This window comes from Streptococcus mitis (assembly GCF_946190375.1).
Taxonomy (GTDB): domain Bacteria; phylum Bacillota; class Bacilli; order Lactobacillales; family Streptococcaceae; genus Streptococcus; species Streptococcus mitis_CJ.
Genome location: NZ_CAMIAF010000038.1, coordinates 1 through 1,473, shown reverse-complemented (window position 1 = coordinate 1,473; position 1,473 = coordinate 1). Strand labels below are relative to the sequence as shown.

Genomic DNA, 1,473 nt, shown 5'->3' with positions numbered 1-1,473 from the left:
TTCTTGTCCATTGCCCCAAAGGCCTTGAATGACCTCGTTTGCTACGGTATTAAGATCCACGGTGTCTTCGCCACCTAAAAGGCTATTTACTTTGTCTTGAACCTCTTCGGCGTCGTAACCTGCATCAGTTAGTCTGTTGAAACGCTCTTGACCGTTACCCCACAAACCCTGTAATACTTCTTGAGCTACGCTGTCAAGGTCTGAACTAGCGCTATTGCTTGGTGTTTCGTCATTTAAAATAGCGTTAACTCTATCTTGCACGGCTTGCGCATTATATCCCGCATTTGTTAGATTGTCGAAACGCTCTTGTCCATTGCCCCAAAGGCCTTGCACGACCTCATTGGCTATGGTATTAAGGCTTTTTAGATCGTTTTTACTGATTGAATTATCTTCCTCATCGTCTAACAGTACAATATTCTTATCAAACGGGTTACTAGAATACTGCCACCAGCGAATACCGTCCATAGATGGGAAATATTCAAAGTCAGCGTTACCGTCGTTTAAACCATACCCGGCAATCCAAAGGCTGTTTGGGAATTTCGCAAGAATCTGCTCATAATAGATATTATCAAGCGTAAAGGGTTTATAACTATAATAAATAGGTTTATATCCAGCGTCTGCGATAATTTCCATAAAGCGCAGACAAGCATCTGTGTTTTCCTGTTTATCTCCGCTAGCGTGATCTTCGTAGTCAAGGCACAAGTATTTTACTTTTTGAGGGACATTGTCAAGGAAGTAGCGTGCTTCTGCTTCTGCTTGTTCTACGTCTCCACCAAACCAAGCAAAATGGTAAAAGCCAATAGGGTTAGATTGTTCCACTTGAGCGGACAGGCAAGGGTTGATATAGCTTGTACTTTCTGAAATTTTGATAATAGTATTCTGTGTACCCATGTCAGCCAAAATACCTGTAATATCGTATCCATTGTGGCTAGATACGTCGATGAATAAGTCGTTTTTCTTCATTGTTCTCTCCTAATCTTCGCTTGGTTCTTGATAGTCAAGAGCACGTTTGCTATCAGAGATTCCTGATGTTGTTGGGTCGTTGACCAGACCGATAGCAGTCAAGAACACGAATACCGCATTAACAAGCAAAATCAGCTTGTTGCCGATATCACCCAAATCCAGATGATATCCAAAGACTGCTGCACCAGCTTGCAAGACAAGCAAGAAGGCTGGGATTGCAGTCAGCCAAAAATATTTATTTTCTAATCGTAATTTCCAGTTAATCATATGTTTTTCCTTTCTATTATGGCAACGTTGTAGGCCACGGGTCGTCTGTTATGTATGAAATAGCACTTACACGGATATCTCCAATGTCTCGGTCGGTTGGTACAGGGTTTAAGAACTGAAATCTTAAATGATTCCCATCCGTGCTATCTGCTAGATACCATGTTCCATAAACAATCCCTTTGTCGTTATATATATTCCCGATTAGAGAGTTTGGAGAGCGAAAACCAATAGGGACTCCATTTG

2 protein-coding genes and 1 pseudogene are annotated in these 1,473 nt (G+C 41.5%); all 3 read right to left on the bottom strand.

The annotated features are described in order from the left end of the window. A partial coding sequence (locus N8M09_RS10810) for a GH25 family lysozyme (protein ID WP_314726073.1) occupies positions 1-891 on the bottom strand: 891 nt, incomplete at its 3' end. Positions 892-972: 81 nt separating this feature from the next. After that, complete coding sequence (locus tag N8M09_RS10805) at positions 973-1,230, bottom strand: phage holin (RefSeq protein WP_261065185.1); 258 nt, start codon at positions 1,228-1,230, stop codon at positions 973-975. Between the two features lie 16 nt (positions 1,231-1,246). Then, positions 1,247-1,473 (bottom strand): annotated as a pseudogene (locus N8M09_RS10800) (collagen-like protein); the annotation flags it as partial.